Source organism: Rhizobacter sp. LjRoot28 (assembly GCF_964253025.1).
Taxonomy (GTDB): Bacteria; Pseudomonadota; Gammaproteobacteria; order Burkholderiales; family Burkholderiaceae_C; genus Rhizobacter.
Map to the genome: position 1 here is coordinate 438,809 of NZ_CAXUQC020000001.1, position 16,201 is coordinate 455,009.

The 16,201-nt window shown below is 66.8% G+C and carries 14 protein-coding genes and 1 pseudogene; 9 read left to right on the forward strand and 6 right to left on the reverse strand.

Features of this window, described 5'->3' with window-relative positions:
- The first annotated feature begins 2 nt into the window (after positions 1-2).
- Entirely contained in the window at positions 3-989 is a 987-nt protein-coding gene (locus ACSQ2F_RS02065; protein ID WP_436019276.1) for a S49 family peptidase, read from the forward strand.
- Positions 990-1,030: 41 nt separating this feature from the next.
- On the opposite strand, the gene ureG is transcribed toward ACSQ2F_RS02065, so the two are convergent.
- From ureG to ACSQ2F_RS02080, 3 genes and pseudogenes are all read right to left on the reverse strand, one after another.
- Positions 1,031-1,696, reverse strand: a complete 666-nt coding sequence (gene ureG / locus ACSQ2F_RS02070; protein WP_436019278.1) for an urease accessory protein UreG — start codon at positions 1,694-1,696, stop codon at positions 1,031-1,033.
- A 60-nt stretch (positions 1,697-1,756) separates the two neighbouring features.
- Positions 1,757-2,854, reverse strand: coding sequence for a glycosyltransferase (locus tag ACSQ2F_RS02075; protein WP_436019280.1), 1,098 nt, complete (start codon positions 2,852-2,854; stop codon positions 1,757-1,759).
- Between the two features lie 103 nt (positions 2,855-2,957).
- Positions 2,958-3,533, reverse strand: a pseudogene (locus ACSQ2F_RS02080) (sugar transferase); the annotation flags it as partial.
- 308 nt (positions 3,534-3,841) lie between these two features.
- Between ACSQ2F_RS02080 and epsF the strand changes: the two are divergent.
- The 8 genes from epsF to ACSQ2F_RS02120 are packed head-to-tail and all read left to right on the forward strand — an operon-like array spanning position 3,842 to position 12,810.
- Positions 3,842-5,269, forward strand: coding sequence for a chain length determinant protein EpsF (gene epsF, locus ACSQ2F_RS02085; protein WP_436019282.1), 1,428 nt, complete (start codon positions 3,842-3,844; stop codon positions 5,267-5,269).
- A gap of 24 nt (positions 5,270-5,293) precedes the next feature.
- Positions 5,294-6,220: a polysaccharide biosynthesis tyrosine autokinase gene (locus ACSQ2F_RS02090; protein ID WP_436019284.1), complete on the forward strand. Its 927-nt coding sequence runs from the start codon at positions 5,294-5,296 to the stop codon at positions 6,218-6,220.
- 9 nt (positions 6,221-6,229) lie between these two features.
- The gene (locus ACSQ2F_RS02095) at positions 6,230-7,255 is read left to right on the forward strand and encodes a glycosyltransferase family 2 protein (protein WP_436019286.1); all 1,026 of its coding nucleotides are present in this window, start codon (positions 6,230-6,232) and stop codon (positions 7,253-7,255) included.
- Between the two features lie 7 nt (positions 7,256-7,262).
- A complete protein-coding gene (locus ACSQ2F_RS02100; protein WP_436019288.1) occupies positions 7,263-8,432 on the forward strand; it encodes a glycosyltransferase in 1,170 nt (389 codons plus the stop codon).
- Positions 8,433-8,437: 5 nt separating this feature from the next.
- On the forward strand, positions 8,438-9,295 hold the full coding sequence (locus ACSQ2F_RS02105) for a glycoside hydrolase family 16 protein (protein ID WP_436019290.1): 858 nt from the start codon (positions 8,438-8,440) through the stop codon (positions 9,293-9,295).
- On the forward strand, positions 9,292-10,683 hold the full coding sequence (locus tag ACSQ2F_RS02110) for a hypothetical protein (RefSeq protein WP_436019292.1): 1,392 nt from the start codon (positions 9,292-9,294) through the stop codon (positions 10,681-10,683). Before ACSQ2F_RS02105 ends, ACSQ2F_RS02110 begins: the two co-directional genes overlap by 4 nt.
- Positions 10,680-11,738 (forward strand): glycosyltransferase family 2 protein, encoded by a 1,059-nt coding sequence (locus ACSQ2F_RS02115; RefSeq protein WP_436019294.1) that lies wholly within the window; start codon positions 10,680-10,682, stop codon positions 11,736-11,738. Before ACSQ2F_RS02110 ends, ACSQ2F_RS02115 begins: the two co-directional genes overlap by 4 nt.
- 10 nt (positions 11,739-11,748) lie before the next feature.
- Positions 11,749-12,810 carry a glycosyltransferase family 2 protein gene (locus tag ACSQ2F_RS02120; protein WP_436019296.1) on the forward strand — a complete coding sequence of 354 codons (1,062 nt, stop codon included), beginning with the start codon at positions 11,749-11,751 and terminating at the stop codon, positions 12,808-12,810.
- A gap of 330 nt (positions 12,811-13,140) precedes the next feature.
- Here the strand turns inward: ACSQ2F_RS02120 and ACSQ2F_RS02125 are convergent, their stop codons facing one another.
- From ACSQ2F_RS02125 to ACSQ2F_RS02135, 3 genes are read right to left on the reverse strand one after another with little or no spacing between them, the layout of a single operon-like run.
- Positions 13,141-15,072 (reverse strand): HAD-IIIC family phosphatase, encoded by a 1,932-nt coding sequence (locus tag ACSQ2F_RS02125; RefSeq protein ID WP_436019298.1) that lies wholly within the window; start codon positions 15,070-15,072, stop codon positions 13,141-13,143.
- Positions 15,069-15,773: an SDR family NAD(P)-dependent oxidoreductase gene (locus tag ACSQ2F_RS02130; protein ID WP_436019300.1), complete on the reverse strand. Its 705-nt coding sequence runs from the start codon at positions 15,771-15,773 to the stop codon at positions 15,069-15,071. The genes ACSQ2F_RS02125 and ACSQ2F_RS02130 overlap by 4 nt, the downstream gene beginning before the upstream one ends.
- Positions 15,760-16,200, reverse strand: coding sequence for a MaoC/PaaZ C-terminal domain-containing protein (locus ACSQ2F_RS02135; protein ID WP_436019302.1), 441 nt, complete (start codon positions 16,198-16,200; stop codon positions 15,760-15,762). The genes ACSQ2F_RS02130 and ACSQ2F_RS02135 overlap by 14 nt, the downstream gene beginning before the upstream one ends.
- Between the last annotated feature and the right edge of the window lies 1 nt (position 16,201).

Genomic DNA, 16,201 nt, shown 5'->3' on the forward strand with positions numbered 1-16,201 from the left:
GAATGAATTCGCAAGACGAGAGCCTGATCCCGGACACCCCGAAGCCCGCACCTCCGGCGGCACCCGTGCCTGCCTGGAGCGTTCCGCTCGAGCAGTTCGCACGTGACTATCTGAAGGATCGGCGCAGCGAGCGTCGTTGGCGCGTTTTCTTCCGTCTGATGTGGTTCACCCTCTTTGCCCTGGCGGTCTGGGCAACGTTCGCCGCGCGGAGTCAGTCCGCGGCTCCGACCGGCCCGCATACCGCCCTGGTCGAGGTGCGGGGTGAGATCGCGCCGGACGCCGAGGCCAGTGCCGAGAACGTCGTGGCGGCCCTGCGCGCCGCTTTCGAGGACGAAGGTGCGCAGGCGGTGGTGCTGCGCTTCAATTCGCCGGGCGGCAGCCCGGTGCAGGCCGGCCTCATCAATGACGAGATCCATCGCCTCAAGGCGCTGCACCGCAAGAAGGTCTATGCCGTCATCGAGGAAGCGTGCGCCTCGGGGGCGTACTACATTGCCGTGGCGGCCGATGAGATCTACACCGACAAGGCCAGCATCGTGGGCTCCATCGGCGTGCTGATGGACGGCTTCGGGTTCACCGGGACAATGGAAAAGCTGGGCATCGAACGCCGCCTGCTGACCGCGGGCGAAAACAAGGGCATCGGCGATCCGTTCTCTCCGCTCACCGAGCAGCAGCGCGCCTACACGCAGGTGATGCTCGACCAGATCCACCAACAGTTCATCGAAGTGGTCAAGCAAGGGCGCGGCAAGCGCCTGAAGCCCGGTCCGGACGTGTTCTCGGGCCTCTACTGGAATGGCGAGCAGGCGGTCGAGATGGGCCTGGCGGACCACCTTGGCAGCCTTGATTTCGTCGCGCGAGAGGTGGTGCAGGCTGCCGAAATCATCGACTACACCCCCAAGGAGAACGTTGCCGAGCGGCTTGCCAAGCGCTTCGGGGCTTCGATCGGGGCGGGTGCCGTCAAGGCACTGCGCAGCGTCGGCGACCTGCGCTGAGACGCCCAGGCGGGCGGCCGGGAAGGCGCCCGCAACGCCTGTCAGGCGGCCTGTTTGAGCAGGCCGCGGGTTTCGATGAAGGCGATGACATCCGCGAGACCGTCCCGGGTCTTGAGGTTGGTCATCACGAAGGGACGCAGACCTGCTGCCGAGGTGGTGCGCATGCGGGTGGTGTCGGCCGCCATCACGCCGAGGTCCGCCCCGACGTACGGGGCCAGGTCGGTCTTGTTGATCACGAAGAGATCGCTCTTGGTGATGCCCGGCCCGCCCTTGCGGGGAATCTTCTCGCCGGCTGCCACGTCGATGACATAGATGGTCAGGTCGCTCAGCTCCGGACTGAAGGTGGCCGCCAGGTTGTCACCGCCCGATTCGATGAACACGATGTCGGCGTCGGGAAACTTCTCCAACATGCGGTCCACCGCCTCAAGGTTGATCGAGGCGTCCTCGCGGATGGCGGTGTGCGGGCATCCCCCGGTTTCCACCCCCACGATGCGCTCGGCCTCCAGCGCGCCGCTGACCGTCAGCAGGCGCTGGTCTTCCTTCGTGTAGATGTCATTGGTGACGACGACCAGGTCGTACTGGTCACGCATCTGCTTGCAGAGCATCTCGACCAGGGTGGTCTTGCCGGAGCCGACCGGGCCGCCGACACCGACACGCAGGGGAGGGAGCTTCTTCGTGCGGCCGGGAATGGAGTGCAGGCGGTTCATGCTCGGATTATGCGGTCGGGCGCGTGCCCGGACACAGCTTCCTGCGCCTGCACACTCGCGTCAGGCCACCGCGTCGAGCAGGTCCCTGACCTTGGCGGGATGGAAGCGCCGTGTCGCCTCTTCCTGCGCGTTGCGGCCCATGTTGCGGCGAAGCTCCGGGGAGTCGATCAACTGGGCGATGCTGGCGAGGAGCTGGCTCTGCGAATTGCAAAGCAGGCCGGTTTCGCCGTGGCGCAGCACGTTGCGGTTCTGCGGGCTGTCCCAGGCGACACAAGGAATGCCGAGCGCCATGGCCTCGGCCAGCAGCACCGGAAACACCGGGGCGCCGGCGTAGGCGACGTAGATCCATGCGCCGGCGAGGCGGGCCGCGCGGCCATGGGCATCTTCTTCATCGAAGATGCCGACGCTTGCGGCTTTCAGGCGGGCGCGCGACTCGGCGTCGACCCGTCCGACCCAGTTGAAGCTGAGGGCCATGGATTCCTCGCCGAGGAGCACGGCCATCTGGGCGAACTGCGCGGCTCCCAGGGGATCGTCTGCGGACGTGCCAGCCACGATCAAGGGGCGGCGGGACTCCTGGCGGTCCCAGGCAAAGAAGTGGGCCGCGATCGGGTGCTCGATGAGGCGAATGGGCTGGCCCGGCGGCGGCAATGCCTTGGGGCGGCCTGTCGGCATGTGGGCCACGGCGCCATCAGCGCTGTCGCCGCGTCGGAACGGGTGGCGCAGGCGCATGAGCAGCGAACTCGCGCCGCGTACCAGCCACAGCCAACGTGACCCGTGCGGCAACAGGAACAGCCGAGGCGAAAGACCGCAGAACCAGACGGCGTAGATGGCGATCAGCGACGCGAGCAGGCCATGCAGGTGGATGGCCGCCACGGATCGGGTGTTGGCCTCGTGGCACAACAGCTTCACGGCGTGCCGGAACTGCTTCATCGGGCCGGCCGAAGGAGGGGCGAGTTCAAGCCGCACCGAAGGGTGGAACTTCGCCAGCAGTGCGGGGTGCGGTGCGTCGTTGGCGAGGATCACGGTCTGCGGAATGCCGTTGTCTCCCAGCGCCTGGCTCGCGCTGCCCACGAACGCGAATGCCGACTCGGTCAATTTGCCGACCACGTGCACGACGATTTCATCGGTTTGCACAATGGCAGCATGGGCCCTGTCCATCCATGACTCCTTGGGGGAAACGCGGTGAGAAGAATTTGGAAACGGGTGGCGCGACGCGCCGACCCGGAAAGCGTGGCGTGATCGAAACGGGAAGGACGGCGTGTCAGCGGGCGCCGTCGCGCACGAGCACCACCTTGACGGTCTTCAGCAGAATCGTCAGGTCGCCCAGCATCGAGCGGTTGTCGATGTAGGACTCGTCCAGCGCCACGCGCTCGGCGTAGCTGGTGTTGTTGCGTCCGCTCACCTGCCAGAGGCCGGTCATGCCAGGACGCACGCTCAGATAGTGCCAGCGCACGCGGCCGTAGCGGGTGAGTTCGCCAACGGTGATGGGGCGCGGGCCGACGAGGCTCATCTCGCCCTTGAGCACGTTGATGAGCTGCGGCAGCTCGTCGAGGCTCGTGCGGCGCAGGAAATCGCCGATCGGCGTCACGCGCGGATCGTTGGTGAGTTTCTGGTCCCGTTCCCATTCGGCCCGGGCTTCAGCGTCGGTGGCCAGGATCTCGGCGAGCATCTGCTCCGAGTTGCGATACATGCTGCGGAACTTGAGGCAGCGGAACAGCCGGCCCTGGTGTCCCACGCGGTAGTGTCCGAAGAGCACCGGGGCGCCATCCTTGCGCGCGATCATGGCTGCGATGACAAGCATCAGCGGGCCGAGCAAGAGCAGCAGCAATGCCGCGGCGAGCTGGTTCAGGCGCAGGTGAACCTGCTCCGCGACCAGGGCGGCGAGGCCGGACTTTGGCCTGCGCATTGCTAGTAGAACCTCGTGTGCTGCGGACGGGACCATCAGTGACTCCTTCACGTTCGATGGCGGCGTCGGGTGCAACTCCTGTGCCAATGCGGCACCGCAACATTCGTTCAGGGGGGTGTGCCGGGCGTCCGCTTCTTGGAAACTCGTGAAAAGCTGCGAAGAATCTCAGGGTTTCCGCCCATGTATTTATTCGCCGAATATGTTTGGAAGAATGTGCCGATTAAAGAGGTAGGAATTACATGTCTCTGACGCAATTACTAATCGTCCTGCGGGCCCGTTGGATTTCCTTCGTCATCGTGCTGGCCTGTGCTGGTGCATTGGCGCTCGTTGCCAATGCAGTGCTTCCAAAACGGTACACCGCGACTGCCATGGTGGTGCTCGACGTGAAGTCGCCGGATCCCATCGCCGGTGTGGTGCTCCCTGGCGCGAACGCGTCGGGCTATATGGCCACCCAGGCCGACGTCTTCCGGAGCGAACGCGTAGCCTTGCGCGCCATCCGGGAGATGCGCCTCGACCAGGATCCCGAACTGCAGGCGCGTTGGCGTGAGCAGACCGAAGGCCTCGGCGACTTCAAGTCGTGGCTCGCCGAACGCCTGCTCATCGGTCTGGACGTCCGGCCCGGTCGTGAGTCGAATGTGCTGGCAGTCTCGTACACCGCGGCGGACCCGCGGCAGGCGGCTGTCGTGGCCAACGCCTTCGTTGCCGCCTACGTGGGCACCACACTCGACCTCCGGGTCGAGCCCGCCAAGCAGTACAGCAACTTCTTCGACGATCGCGCCAAGCAGGCGCGCGACGATCTCGAAGCGGCGCAGGCCAAGTTGTCGGCCTACCAGCAGCAGAAGGGGCTGATGGCCACCGACGAACGCCTCGACGTCGAGAACTCGCGTCTCCAGGAGCTGACCACCCAGATGGTTGCCTTGCAGGCCATCGCCAACGAATCGTCCAGCCGCCAGGGCCAGATGGGTGGCAATGCCAACCAGATGAGCGAGGTGCTGAACAACGGGCTGATCGCTTCCCTCAAGGGAGACCTTGCGCGCCAGGAGGCGCGCCTCGATGAGATGAGCTCGAAGTACGGCGACCAGCATCCCCAGGTCCTGGAAGCGCGGGCGAGCATCTCGCAGCTGCGCCAGAAGATCGATGCAGAGACGCGCCGCGTGAGCGGCTCCGTCACGGCCAACAACAACATCAACCAACAGCGTCTGGCGAGCCTGCGCCAGTCCATCGAAGAACAGCGCTCCAAGATGATGACGCTCAAGGGGTTGCGTGACGAGGCCGCCGTCCTGATGCGTGATGTCGAGAATGCCCAGCGCGTCTATGACGCGGTCGCCACCCGCATGAGCCAGACCGCGATGGAGAGCCAGACGACGCAGACCAACGTGTCGGTGCTGAAGAACGCCTCCATGCCGCTTACGCCGTCCTCGCCCCGCACGAACCTGAACCTGGCCATCGCGCTGGTGGTCGGCGTGCTGCTGGCGGTCGGCACGGTCATCGTGCGTGAAACGCTCGACCAGCGCCTGCGCACCGAAGACGACGTCATTGCCTATCTCAAGCAGCCGCTCCTTGGCGCCCTGCCGGTTCACAATCGAGCCCGACCCAACGGTCGGCTCCGCCTTGGCTTGTCGAAGACCGGTCTGTTCGGCGGCGGCGTGCCGCGCCTGGCCAAATAAGCCCATCGAAATCGATCGGACCCCATGAACCGCCGCATACCCACCCCCCCGTTCGCGACGTCTTCCTTCTCGCCCCGCGATGCACGGCCGGATGGCCGCGACGTCGCGCCTCAGGTGCTCGACCGCTACATCGGTGAGTACATCCGTGAGGCCCGTGACCTGTCCGACCGCCAGATCGAAGAGATCCTCAACCACCAGCGCAACCACGACCTCCGCTTCGGCGAGGCGGCCATTGCGCTGAAGCTGGCCTCTCGTGAGGACGTGCTGTGGGCGCTGTCCCAGCAGTTCCACTATCCCTACGCAGCAAGCGAGGACGCCCAGTTCCACGAGGAACTCGTCACTGCCATCGACCCGTTCTGCGATCAGGCCGAAGCCTTCCGGGAGGTCCGCAGCCAGTTGATGATGGGCGTGATGTCCAGCGACAAGCCGCGCCGCGCGCTCGCGGTGATGAGCCCCGACAGTGGCGATGGCAAGAGTTTCTTCGCCAGCAACATGGCCATCACCTTCAGCCAGCTCGGCGGACGCACGCTGCTGGTCGACGCCGACATGCGCACCCCGCGCCAGCACCAGCTGTTCGGCGTGCCGAACCAGTCCGGATTGAGCGGCATCCTTGCAGGGCGCGCGGAAGCCAACGTCATCCACCAGGTGCGAGACCTGCCTTCGCTGCACGTCCTGCCGGTGGGCACGACCCCGCCCAACCCGCTCGAACTCGTGCAGCGGGCCGGCTTCGGCCTGCTCATGCAGGAGCTGCTGAGCAAGTTCGACCACGTGGTGGTCGACACGCCAGCCGACACGCACGGTGCGGACGCACGCGTGGTGGCGGCCAAGTGCGGTGCAGCCATCGTGCTCACCCGCCCGGGGAAGACGCGTGTCAAGCCCACGCAGAAGCTCATCAGTGCCATCAACAAGACGCCGACCAAGCTCGCCGGCGTGATGTTCAACGAGTACTGACCGCTGCGCATGACCCGATCCATCCTGGTCGTCATCCCGACCCTCAACGAAGCGCGCACGATCGACGGCGTCCTCGAGGCCTTGCAACAGGACCTGCCCGCTGGCGTGCGCACCACGTTCGTCGTGGCCGACGGCGGCAGTACGGACGGCACGCCGGACCGCGTCGCTCGTCATGACGGCGTGCAGTTCCTGCGCAATCCGAAGCGTTTGCAGAGTGCCGCAGTGAACCTTGCAGCAGCCACATACGGCCGCGACGCGGACGTGCTCGTGCGCTGCGATGCCCACGCCGTGTACCCGCAGGGGTTCATTCGGCGCCTGGTGGAAACGCTCGACCGCACCGGCGCCGACGCCGTCGTCGTGCCGATGGATTCCGTCGGCGACGGTTGCGTGCAGCGCGCCACGGCTTGGGTGTCCGACACCCCCGTCGGCTCCGGCGGCTCCGCCCACCGTGGTGGGCGCCAGAGCGGCTTCGTGGACCACGGCCACCATGCAGCTTTCCGGATGGCGTCATTCCGACAAGCGGGCGGCTACGACGAAACCTTCTCGCACAACGAGGATGCCGAACTGGATTGCCGCCAGCGGGCGTTGGGTGCGAAGGTCTACCTCGACGCCGACATTCGCCTCGACTACCACCCGCGTGACACCCTGCGCGGCCTGTGGCGCCAGTACAAGGGCTACGGCCGCGGCCGCTCGCGCACCGTGCGCCGGCATCCCGGCTCCATGCGCGCCCGGCAGCTTGCGGTGCCCGCGCACGTGGCCTTCTCGATCGCCGCGGTGCTCCTGTCCCCATGGGCGCCCTGGCTGCTGGCGTGGCCTCTTCTCTACCTGTCGGTCCTGGGCGTGACGTCGCTTGCGCTCGCGGTGCGCCATCGCTCGGTGTGCGGCCTGCTCGCGGGTCCCGCGGCCTTCGTGATGCACACCGCGTGGGCGCTTGGCTTCTTCGACGGGATGTTGTTCCTGCGCGAGCCGCCGTGGCACCGCGAGTCCGCCACGCCCCTCTGGGACGCCTCGGCTCTCGGAGCCTCGCATGACTGAGCCTTACATGACCACTCTCGAAAGCCTGCTCGTCGATCCCTCGCTGTTCACCGCGCCCTACGATGCCGCTCTCACGGAGGGCCTGGTGGCGTCCGGCGTGGAGCCGATGTGGGCCACCCGTCCGCAACGGCAGAATGATCGCCAGGAGATTCCGGTCGAACGCGTGGACCCCTTCTTCTACAAGCGCGTCGACGAGGCCTTGTCGCTTCCGTCGAAGCTGCGGGCCGTGGCCAAGGGCCTGTCGCACATTGCGGGCCTTTGCGTGCTCGTCGCCCGTGTCATCACCCGCAAGCCGGACGTCGTCCACTTCCAGTGGACGGTGGTCCCGCCGGTGGATGGCATCGCCATCGCGGTGATCCGGCTGTTCCGCCCTGTCGTCCTGACGGTGCACGACACCGTCGCCTTCAACGGCGAGCGGATCTCCTGGTTCCAGAACCTCGGCTTCGACTGGCCCATCCGCTTGGCGGACCGCCTGATCGTCCACACCCGCACCGGCAAGCAGACCCTGATCGCCCGCGGCATCCCGGCCGAGAAGGTGAGCGTCATTCCGCACGGACCGCTGCGCCTGCATGTCACGCCGCCGACGCCCGCCGAGATTGCAGAACGGGATCCGCGCTGGACCTTCGTTCTCTTCGGCGAGATCAAGCCGTACAAGGGACTCGACCTGCTGGTGGAGGCGCTGGCCGCACTCCCCGAGTCGACCCGGTTGAAGGCGCGACTCGTGGTGGCCGGCCGCCCGCGCATGGACCTGGCTCCCATCGAAGCCCGCATCGCCGAGCTCGGCCTGGGCTCGGTGATCGAGTTCCGCGCCCGTCGCCAGAGCGAGGAAGAAATGGCATTGCTCTTCGCGCAAGCCGACTGCTTCGTGTTCCCGTACCACCAGATCGACGCCAGCGGCGTGTACTTCCTCACCAAGGCATTCTCCAAGTGGATGATCGCCAGCCGGGTGGGAATCTTTGCGGAGGACATGCGGGAGAACGTCGACGGACGCCTGATCCCCGTCGGCAGCGTGGAGGCCCTCACCGAGGCGCTGGCCCATGCCATCGAGGCACGGCCAACGGGCGCCGGCGCCCATGCGTCGGACAGCTGGACCGCCATCGGCCACCAGACGCGGGCGCTCTACGAGAGCACCTTGCATGCGCGGTCCAAGCGGCTCAGCCCGTCCGCGCGGGGATGAACGACATGTCCTCCCTTCTGAGCCGACGCTCGCTCGTGGCGCTGCTGGCCTTGCCGGGTTTCGCGCTCGCCAAGGACCGGGACGATGCGCCCCGAGGCCCCCGGGCACCGAAGGCCATCGATGGTGCAGGCTACCGTCTGGTCAAGGACTGGGACTTCCGCACCGCCATCCGTGACGGCGAAGCGTTGCGCCGCGAATTCCACACGCGCTACATCTACGAGAACGGCAAGCTCGATCGCCTGAAGGACGAATGGCAGCGCTACCGCGACAACGACAACCACCAGTTCACGCCGGAAGGGCTGGCCCTGACGGCGCATGTTCGCAGCGGCCTGAAACCCGGCGGCATCGAGAGCGGCATGCTGCGCTCGCGGTGGGTCGGGCAGTACGGCTACTACGAGGCCCGGGTAAAGGTCCCGAAGGGACGCGGCCTCTGGCCGGCGTTCTGGCTGAACCCGGAAGACCAGGTCTGGCCACCGGAGATCGACATCATGGAGATCGTCAACAACGGCCGTGACAGCACGCGCAACAGTTTTCACTTCGTGCACGGCAAGGGGCCACGCAAGACGACGACCGAACACAGTCGACTCGACAAGCACGCGGCTTACCGGCCGGGGCTCGACTATGCGGACGACTTCCACACGTTCGCGGTGGAATGGACGGAAGACCGTGTCCGGCACTTCGTCGATGACGTGCTCGTGGTCGACCGACGCTATGAATGGCGTCACAACGATGGCCGCGACGCCGGACCTGCCCACGTGCTGATGAATCTCGCCGTCGGAGGCAACTGGACCGGCGCGCCCGAATCCGAGGCCATCTTCCCGGCCCGGCTGCTGGTTGACTACATCCGGGTCTGGCAGAAATGAGTTCCCTGTTGTCGCTGGGTGGGCCCCGACGCTTCGGCGGCGCCAGTCGGCAGGAGCGGGTGGAGCCCTCCGGGCCCATCGCGCCCGAGTGGGTCGAGGAGGTGCAACCCGAGCCGGTGGAGGTCCTGCCACGCCCGTTGCGGATCGGCATCGCACTCGCGCTCGTCTCGCTCATCCTCCTGACCCGCTTCGGCCTCAACACCGGCGCCTATGGCCTGAACTTCGCGGTGCCGATCCTCTACGTGATGATCTTCAAGGGGCTGGCCGACGACAAGGTCAACCTCGACCTGCCGGGCCTGCTGCTCTACGTCGCCTTCATCTCGGTGGGCGCCATCAGCCTGATGGTGAATGCGAACCTGCCCTACCGGCAGGACGGATCCATGGCGTCGCTGATGCTGCTCGCGTCGCTCTACCTGCCGTTCGTCTTCGTCATCAAGACCTACCCGATGTCTCGCGAAGGGTGGCTGTGGACGATGCGGCTGGTGCTCAACATCTCGCTTCTGGTTGCGATCGCCGGCATCGTCCAGTTCTACCTGCAGTTCGTGTGGAAGCCGACCTGGCTCTTCGACTTCAGCCCGCTCATTCCCAAGGCCATCAGCGCCGACGTGCTGGCCAACTCGGAGATCGAGGCGGGGTCCTTCCTCAAGTCGAATGGCTTCTTCCTGCGCGAGCCTTCCGCCTTCTCATTCCTGATGGCGTTCTCGCTCATCTGCGAGCTGGCACTGTTCAAGCGCTGGATGCGGGTCGGGGTGTATGCGTTTGCGCTCATGCTGTCGTACTCCGGCACGGGCTTGCTGGCGTTGGGCTTCGGGCTTCTCTTCCCGTTCGGCTTCAAGACGGTGGTACGGGTGAGCGCGATCGCCGTGGTGGGCGGCATCCTGCTGCTGTTGTTCGGCGATGCCCTGAACCTCTCATTCACCCTCGGCCGCATCGGCGAGTTCAGTGCGGAGAGCAGCAGCGGCTACATCCGCTACGTGGCCCCGATGCGCCTGGTCTACGAACTCATCGATTCCGATCCCTGGACGGCTTTCCTCGGCCACGGACCGGGCACGGTCTTCCATGCCGTGCGGGCCTACGAATTCCACGACCCGACCTGGGCCAAGCTCATGTACGAGTACGGCGTCCTGGGTTTCGTGGCCTGCCTCAGTCTCATTGCCTACGGCATGAGCCGCTCGCACGCGCCGGTCCAGATCCGCGCCACGCTCTTCTTCAACTGGCTCATCCAGGGCGGGCACCTGCTCACCCCGGAAAGCGTGCTGATGTGCTATGTGCTGCTTGCACTGTGGCCGGCACCCGAGACACGACGCCCTCGCTATGCAGGAAGCACCATGCCCATGACGACCCAGCAATTCGACGAACGCCATGACATGAAGGGGGCGATGCGATGAACCTCGCTTCCAAGCCGCCGAGTGTCAGCGTGGTGATCCCCTGCTTCAACTACGAGAAATACGTGGGGCTGGCCATCGACAGCGTGCTGGCGCAGCGCGTCCCGGCCACCGAGATCATCGTCGTCGATGACGGCTCGACCGACGGCTCCGCAGCGGTCATCCAGGCTCGCCCTGGCGTCCGCTACATCCGCCAGGAGAACGCCGGCCACGTTGCCGCGTTCAACCACGGCTATCGCGAATCCCGCTGCGAGGTGGTGCTCTTCCTCGACGCCGACGATGTGCTCGAGCCTGGCGCCATCGAAGCCGTCGTGCAGCATTGGCAACCCGGAGCGGCCAAGCTGCAGTACGAACTGAAGGTGATCGACGGCGCGGGCGACTGGACGGGCCGGGTGTTCTGCAACTACCCGGCGGGCTACGACGCCGCCATGGTGCGCTCGGAGTTCTCGGAGCATGGCACCTACGTCTGGCCGGTGTGCACCGGCAACGCCTACGGGCGTGCATTCCTGGAGCAGGTCATGCCGCTCACGGTCAAGAGCGCCCCGGACGGTTTGCTCAATACCGTCGCACCGCTCTATGGCGACGTGGTCGTGGTGCCGGAGGCGCTCGGGCGTTACCGGCTGCACACCCAGAACCAGAGCTATCACGGCACGGACGCGAACCGCATGGACCTGCGCTTCGCCCGCCAGATCGCCTTGCGGCGCAGCGAGTTCGATGCGTTGCGGGCGCATGCGGTCCGGCTGGGTGCCGCGCTGCCCGAGGGGAACCTGCTCGATCGTGAACTCGTCTTCCTGAACTACCGCCTCATGGTGCTCAAGCTGGGTGGTCAGTACGCAGAAGCGGAGCGCGACAGCGTGTGGTCGCTGTGGCGCAAGTCCGTCTCCCTGCTGATGGGCCGGCCGTTCAAGCCTGCCGTTCGCGCGGCTCGACTGGCCTGGGCGACGGCATTGGCCTTGGCGCCACGTCCGTTGGCCAGAGCCCTGGTGCAACTGCGCTTCAACCGCGCCGAGGTGCTCAAGCGGTTCCGGCGCGCCCCCGCCCCCTTGTCTCCGGCCTGATCCCACGTCCATGCTCGATTCCAACGCGCTCGTCTCCGTCGTCATTCCGAACTACAACTACGAGTCCTTCGTGGGTGCGGCCATCGAAAGCGCGCTCGCGCTGGATTGGCCGAACGTGCAGGTCATCGTGGTCGACGACGGCTCCACCGACGGTTCGCGCATCGTCATCGGCCGCTACGCCGAACGCATCGAAACGGTGCTGCAGCCCAACGCTGGCCAGCTTGCGGCCTGCAATGCGGGCTTCGCGCGGGCGCGCGGCGAAGTGGTGTTCTTCCTCGACTCCGACGACATGCTGCACCCGAGTGTCGTACGCCGTCTCGCACCGCTCTGGCACGCCGGCGTCAGCAAGGTCCAGTTCCAGATGCGCAGCGTCGATGCCCAGGGGCGCGCGCTGGGGGGGGTGTTTCCCCAGTTCCCGGCCGTCACGCCGAGCCCCGAGGAAATCACCCGCTGGTCGCTGACCACCAGTGCCTACCCCACGCCACCGGGCTCGGGAAACGCCTACGCGCGAAGCTTCCTGGAGAAGATCTTTCCGCAGGATGAATCCGGCGGGACGACCATCGCCGATTCCGGTCCTCTGGCGGCGGCGCCCTTCCTGGGCGATGTGCTCACGGTGCCTGAGCCGCTCGTTTCCTACCGCGTGCACGGCAAGAACGACGGTGCCATGTCGCAGATCGACGGCGCGAAGTTCGCCCGCGAAGTCAGCCGTACCCAGGCGCGGTTCGCCTACGCACAGCGCATTGCGCGCAGCGTCGGCCTGGACATGAAGGACAGCGCCCTCGATCGCAGCCTGTCGTACTTGCCGTACCGCCTGGCATCCCTGCGACTGGTGCCCGGCCAGCATCCCATTCCAGGTGACAACCGGTTCAAGCTGCTGGCCGATGTGGCGGCCGCAGCGATGGCACCCCAGGGCGTCTCGGGCAAGGGGCGGATCACGCTTGTCGTGTGGTCCTTGCTGGTGGCCCTGCTGCCCTTGTCGGCGGCACGCAAACTGATCCTGTGGCGCTTTGCCCCAGGCGCGCGGCCTCAGGCCCTGCGCAACGCGCTGGTTCGGTTGCGCGTCATCCGCTGAAGCTTGCGTCCCGGGCCAGGCGCTGCTGGCGTCGGCCCGAACGCTGTCGGGCGGCCGCGGTGCGGAGAAACCGTCGCGCAGGTTCGTGGCCTCTACACGGCGATGGAATGCCCTCAACGTCCACCGCCGTCCCGCTGACAAGCGCCTGAGCGCTTGGGTCGGTACGCCGCAACGAAGCGCCATCACATGATCTACCGCACGCAGGCTTGACGTGAGCACGGCGGTGCGACGGCATGATCCCCGTGGCGGTGCGGCGCAATCGAACGACCGCTCCAGCAGCAGGCGGGATGCCGGGCTTCCGGCATCCCGCCGCCGCGGAGGGCGGCTCGATCAGGCCGGTTCGACGAGGGAAGCGTCGCTGAAGCCGATGCGCTCGATCGTGATGGGGAACGTCAACTGCGGTGCGGACGCCACGTCCAGGGTCCACACGGTTCCACCCCCCGGCAGATCGGCGGTCTTGTCGAATCCCAGCTTGGCGTAGTGATCCTCGACGAGCTTGTTCTTCTCGGTCGGCAGGTAGCTGCCGACCAGGCGACGGATGCCCCGGTGCCGCGCTTGGGCGAGCAGTTCCTGCAACACGGCCTGTTCGACCTTGCGACCGAGCACGCGGCAGCTCATCAGCCAGGTGTCGATGTCCCAGGCGTCGTCGGCCCGGCGGCACAGGATCACGCTGATCATGCCGTTGTCGCCGAAAGTGTCGGCGAGGCGCACCTGCAGCGTGAAGGCGTCCGGATCGTTCTGCGCGGCAGCCACGTCGGCTTCGGTGTAGCGACGCGTCGTCAGGTTGAACTGGTTGGACTTGTTGATCAGCTGGGCGATGCGTGCCCGGCCGGTCTCGTCGAAGGGCTGCAGCGTCATGCGCATGTTCAGCGAGGCGAGGTACGCATCGACGTCGCCGGCCTGCTTCTGCAGGCTCACGCGGCGGGCGTTGTCCTGGTAGAACTCCGCGCGCTTGCGGTCTTCGCCCGAGTAGGCAATGGCCTCGAAGTACCCGGCGGCGAGCAGAGTCCGCACGTACAGTGCAGGATCGGCGGGCAGTTCGGGCACCGCGACCTGGGGCAGCATGCGGCGCACCAGGTCGCGCTCCATCGGGTTGTCGTCGAGGAACACCATCGCATCGAGGCCGAGGGACAACTCCTCGGCGATCGCCTTGATGTTCGTCGCCTTGTCGTTCCAGTTGGCCTGGAACACGGCGAGGTGGTCTTCCCGCAGCAGCATCTCGGGATGCTCACGGAAGGGCCGGCGCGCCACGTCGTCGGTGTTCTTGCTCGACACGGCGAGCACGATGCCGCGGTCTCGCAGCGCCAGGGCCGTGCGCTGCACATGCAGGTGGGCCTCGCCGGTGGCGTCACCCTGGCCGATGACGATGCCTTCGAGCCCGTCGTCGCCGATCACGCCGCCCCACACCGTGTTGTCCAGGTCGAGGATCAGGCACTTGCGGCTCTTGCCACGGAGCGCGGCGATGAGGCGGCAGACGTGGTCGGCATACAGCGGCAGGAAGCGGCTGGCGAAGGGCAGTTTCGCCATGTTCCACAGCGTGACGTCATGCCAGTCGGCGAGGCCGACGGTCTCGGCCAGATGCGCCACGTCGAACAGCAGGTCCTCGCTGCCGGGGATGCTGCGGCCGATGCCCCGGTTCACTTCATCGATCAGCTGGCGTGTCGTGCCCGACAGCGCCAGGTCGAAACTGCCGAACGACGATTCCACCGGGCGCGGGATGGTCTGCACGATGGCCAGGGCCTTGCCGTGGCTGCGGATCCCGTTGCGAATCATGTTCAGGTGGCCCAGGGCGGCGTCCACGGTGCGCTGCGCGGCCTCGGGGTCACCCGGCGAAGGGGTGAGCGGCAGGCCACGATGGTCCACGGCCACCAGCACCGCATCGCACTGCGCCCGGTTGATCACCGAGTCGGGCGAGAGCGCCGTCTGCATCACCTGGTCGTAGTCGGCTTCGATGCACTCCAGGGCGATGCCGTGGCGTGCCGCGGTGGCGACCAGCGCCGGCACGATGAAGTGCGAGGTGGCGTTGCTGATCAGCCCGAGCCGGAAGGGGGTCAGCGGGGCCAGGGACCGTTGCGTTGCCTGGGCCTTCTGGATGGCGCGGGAGAGCTTGTTGAGCTGGTTCTCGTCCAGCCCATGGTTGGCCAGCCGCTGGGCCTGGCGCCCGAGGTCGGTGCCGGCATCTGCCAGCGCACGGCACTGGGCCGTGAAATCATCGGGGGCCTTCGGCAACCAGGCCAGGTCGGAGTAAAGCGTGTTGCTCATGGTGTTCCAATCGCCTCTTCTGTGATCTGCCGTGCGACGTCCTCGGGGGTGGAGAACGGTGCCTTCTCCCGTTGCATGGCAAGGAATCGTTCGTCGAAAGCTTCCAGCATGCGGGTCTCGGTGTAGCCGGGCCGCACGGCTCGCACCCGCAGCCAGGGGTAGTCGGCCGCTGCCAGGGCCAGCACGCCCGCCAGACCGTGCTTGGCGATGACATAGGCGCCCATGCCGGACCCAGCGCCTTCGATGCCGCTGGCGCCTCCCCCCATCGCCTGCGTGAGCACGCCCACCACGCTGCCTTGCTTGTGGCGCCTGAAGCAACGCCTCACCAGTTCTGCGATGAGCCGCTGGGGGCCCGCCACGTTCACCTGCCATTGCGCGTGCATGTCGTCCGGGGTCACCTTGCCGAACGGCGTGGGGGCAAGGGGCGGCGAGCCGGCCAGCACGACCCCGGCCAGCTGCGGCAGTGCCTCGAGCCGCTCGATGGCGGCGGCCATCGACGCATCGGAGGTGAGGTCCAGCGCCAAGGCCAAGCCGCCACTGCGTTCGGCGACGGCAGCTGCGGCGTCTGCGTTCCGGTGGTAACCGACGACCGGCACGAAGCCGCTGGAAGCCAGCTCGTCGCAGACCGCTGCACCAATGCCGCCGGAGCCCCCGGACACCAGGAAGTGGCGAGCCACGGGCGTGTTCTCAGCGGCTGACAAGGATCACCTCCGCCTGGCCTTTGGCCAGCGTCTTGCCGCCCGCCCGGACGGTGATCTTCAGGACCACCATGCCAGTGGAGGCGGAGACCTCCGCGACGGTACCCTCGACCTCCGCCGCCTGGCCAACGAAGAGCGGCTTGCGGAAATCCATGGCGAGACTTGCCCAGACGCTGTCGCGGCCGGGCAGGCGCATGCCGATGAGTTGAGACACCTTGGCCACCATCAGCGCGCCATACACCACGGCGCCCTCGAAACCCTTGGTCCGGGCGAAGGCGTCGTCGGTGTGCAGCGGGTTATGGTCGCCGGACAGAGCGGCAAACGCGGCCATGTCGTCGGGTGTGACCGTGAACTCGACCCGTGCCGACGCGCCTGCCTGCAGGTCCGCGATCGTCCAGCATTCGGCGCTCGGCGCCAGCGCAGCGGCCATG

Coding starts and splice junctions, on each gene's coding strand:
- ACSQ2F_RS02065 (WP_436019276.1), top strand. CDS start 3: ATGAATTCGCAAGACGAGAGCCTGATCCCGGACACCCCGAAGCCCGCA.
- ureG (WP_436019278.1), bottom strand. CDS start 1,696: ATGAACCGCCTGCACTCCATTCCCGGCCGCACGAAGAAGCTCCCTCCC.
- ACSQ2F_RS02075 (WP_436019280.1), bottom strand. CDS start 2,854: ATGGACAGGGCCCATGCTGCCATTGTGCAAACCGATGAAATCGTCGTG.
- epsF (WP_436019282.1), top strand. CDS start 3,842: ATGTCTCTGACGCAATTACTAATCGTCCTGCGGGCCCGTTGGATTTCC.
- ACSQ2F_RS02090 (WP_436019284.1), top strand. CDS start 5,294: ATGAACCGCCGCATACCCACCCCCCCGTTCGCGACGTCTTCCTTCTCG.
- ACSQ2F_RS02095 (WP_436019286.1), top strand. CDS start 6,230: ATGACCCGATCCATCCTGGTCGTCATCCCGACCCTCAACGAAGCGCGC.
- ACSQ2F_RS02100 (WP_436019288.1), top strand. CDS start 7,263: ATGACCACTCTCGAAAGCCTGCTCGTCGATCCCTCGCTGTTCACCGCG.
- ACSQ2F_RS02105 (WP_436019290.1), top strand. CDS start 8,438: ATGTCCTCCCTTCTGAGCCGACGCTCGCTCGTGGCGCTGCTGGCCTTG.
- ACSQ2F_RS02110 (WP_436019292.1), top strand. CDS start 9,292: ATGAGTTCCCTGTTGTCGCTGGGTGGGCCCCGACGCTTCGGCGGCGCC.
- ACSQ2F_RS02115 (WP_436019294.1), top strand. CDS start 10,680: ATGAACCTCGCTTCCAAGCCGCCGAGTGTCAGCGTGGTGATCCCCTGC.
- ACSQ2F_RS02120 (WP_436019296.1), top strand. CDS start 11,749: ATGCTCGATTCCAACGCGCTCGTCTCCGTCGTCATTCCGAACTACAAC.
- ACSQ2F_RS02125 (WP_436019298.1), bottom strand. CDS start 15,072: ATGAGCAACACGCTTTACTCCGACCTGGCCTGGTTGCCGAAGGCCCCC.
- ACSQ2F_RS02135 (WP_436019302.1), bottom strand. CDS start 16,200: ATGGCCGCTGCGCTGGCGCCGAGCGCCGAATGCTGGACGATCGCGGAC.